The following is a 3100-nucleotide window of genomic DNA, read 5'->3' on the forward strand; positions in this document are numbered from 1 at the left end:
CCGCTGAAGAGATATTTTCCTGAATCCGCTGACTAGGTTCTTGTCCTCCATTGTTAGTTAAAAAGGCATCTATTTCTTCTTGCTTATAAAGCCCTTCAGGGGAGTTCCCAGTTCCAATTTGTGAAGCTAGTTTCTCTAGCTCCTTCTTAACTTGAAAATCATTTCCCCAATCTCCACCGTAGGCTAAATAACCAAGTTTTTGGTCTCCATGGATAAGTTCTAACGTCCAAGGGGCTTGAATATCCGATAATTGATCAATTTTTACTGGGCTATGCACAGCTAATTCTAATCGATAATCACGACCAAAATTTTCTTGGTTGGTGTAAAGCATCTGGCCATCTGCTTGAGGGGTTCCAATTAAATCACCTTCCACTGATAAATTCTCTTGAACTTGAGGAATGGAAGCAACTAAAATCTTAGTAGCATCTTCAGCCATGATTTCTTCGACTCGTTGAGCTAATCCTATTCTTATGCCTTGTTTAGGAGACTGAAAATCTTCACTTGAGATACTTTCTGGTATTTCTTGTGAAGCTACTGCTTGCTCATTAGCTTCGGCTGCAATATTTTGATTAACTTCTTGATTTTCCAGCTGAGAAAGAACCATCTCATCGATGGCAGCCAATTCTGGTTGTCCTTCTAAACGACGGTAACCTAACCCAAGCAAACGTGAAATAGGTTCTGTTTCATCACCAATATCATAGCGAACATCTGATTTAATTAGTGTTCCCTCAGGAGCATAGACATCAAATTTTACCTTAGTGAATGGAATGTAAGCTTCTTGATTCCCTGTTGCGTTTACCTCTGCTACACTGCCATGATGACGCTCATAGAAGGCCTTATTTTCCTTATACAGCGTTTCAGCAAATATTTGGTAGTCTACAAGCTCTGTTTCTTTAAACGGAATCTGAGGACCATCTGGCCACGTTTCTGACCACTGGAGACGTACATGGTAGGTTTCACTAAAAATTCGATCCTGATTCCATTCTTGATAGAAATTAGAATTTTTATCAACGAGACCCAACTGGTCAGCAGCATCTACCACAGCGCTAAAGTTTCCTTCATGACTATCAGAAAGTTCATAGTAACGTTCCCAAGCTCCTTTAGATTCTTCAGGAACTTGTAAACCTAACTTTCTAGGATCTCCTACATTATACGCAGCATCTAATACTTGTGTGAACTGTTCAGCTGATAGAACATCTATTTGAGTTGATTCAAAATCTACATCAGACTCTTCATATTGCTTATTCTGTAAAATAGATAGCATTTCCTGACCACCATCTTTGACATATTCCTCGTTGATTGCAATTTGTTCAAGAACACCTTCTCGTTTACGGAAAATACCAATAATTTCATTTCTGCGCACAGCTTCTAACTCATTCTCTAAAATCTCTCTAGATTTGAATATAGAAGCCGGCACAGTCCCATTTTCATCTGTAGCTTTAAAAAGCACCATAATATCTTTATCGCTGCTTTTGATTAGACTATCAAATCTATCAGTATATCTGTCTATATTTTGAAGTTGATCAAAATAGAATGAGTCTGTTTGGAGTACTGCTTTTAATTCAGGTAAAACTTTAATTTTATCAAAAGCAGAATCCGAATTTGATATTCGAATATCATCAAAAGAAATCTCCCCACCTGCAGCGAGATCACTCAGAGTTTTTTCAGGAGATTGGTTTTTTCCAATAAATTTGAGCCCTGTGAGATGCATGAAATTCTTCTCTAAAAAATTAACTTGAACAATGTTTCCATCTGCTGTGAAATAGCTTATCTCGCTATTGGCAAGCTCTTTTTGATAATATTTAGCAGCCTCTTGAATTGTATCAGAAAACCGATTGAGCTTAGCTAATTTTGCCTTATCAACTGAATGATCTAATCGTGTATGTCTTGACTTAAAGCCATCTTTTATGGTAAAATTTAAGTAATGAGAGGATCTAGTAGGTCGACTGGTAACAGAGCGATCAAAGGTATCAGTTTCTGATACGGGTGCGGTGCTACCCTCAGCTTCGGGCTGTAAAGAACCCTTGTACTGAGACGTCCTCTCGTTTTTTTGTTGCTCTGAATTTAAAGCTACCTCTTGACGACTGTCAAGGGGCTTTTCTGTTTCCTCAGATGAAGAAATGATTTCCTGTCTTGGATTCACAATATCCTCTTCCGTTACTTCTGGAGTAATGATAATCGTCTCATCTCTTAACTGCTCGAGAATAGCCTCATAAGTTTCAATAGAAATTTCAACCCTGCCACTCTTGCCATTCAGGTATTCCAACAAATGGTAAGGTACCAATTGATAATAATAATCAGCATTGCTAGTTATAATCTCATTTGCTGGATAACTGATAATATTCCAAGCATCACGCCCCAGACCTCCTAGTGGGTCGCTGTTTGAGCGACCCCAGTTTTCAGCTGTCAGACTATCTAACTGACGATTGAGGTTATAAGCACTAATAGCCACTTCTGCTGAAAAGACCGTAGACGTATCCGAACGCCCTAACTCTTTTTGCAAGCCTTTCAAGATGTCGTACATCTGATTTTGTTCAGGTGTCCCTTTTTCTTTAAAACGGTTAATATTGGTATCATTGATAGACTCAAAGAAAGCTCGGTGTTCTTTTAAACCTTCCATTGCTTTGGGCTTTAACTGCCGCATAGGATGGCTCCAACCCGTATAGTTGACCAAAGTGTAAAAGTAAACCTCGTCTGAGAGGGTAATCTGCAAGATACCCGCTTTAATTTGACTTTGAACCGCTTCAGATAATCTTTCTTGATTAGCTTTAAAAGTATCATAAGATACTTGAGCACGATAGTCGTGATCTGCTTTTTGAGCTAACTCCAAATAAGGTGCAGGCAAATCCTGATTCAATTGTTCAGAAAGATCTTCACGTTCACTACCAATATCATAACGAATAGACGATATTAAAGAATTTCCTGACTCATCTTGCAAAGCAAAATAAGTCTTATCATACCCTGAATCTGGAATGATAAGCTGCCAGTCATTCTCTTCATAGAGTTTGGCTATGAAGTCATTATAAGGAATAACCTCTCCTGAAGAATACTGTTTAGATAATTTTGGATTCTCCGAGAAATCAAAAACAACTTGTAGTTC

General features: G+C 38.3%; 1 protein-coding gene. It reads right to left on the reverse strand.

The annotated features are described in order from the left end of the window. The coding region (locus STRDD04_RS11435) for a PBECR4 domain-containing protein (RefSeq protein ID WP_231853883.1) at positions 1–3100 on the reverse strand (3100 nt) is incomplete at both ends.

This window comes from Streptococcus sp. DD04 (assembly GCF_001578725.1).
Classification (GTDB): Bacteria; Bacillota; Bacilli; order Lactobacillales; family Streptococcaceae; genus Streptococcus; species Streptococcus sinensis.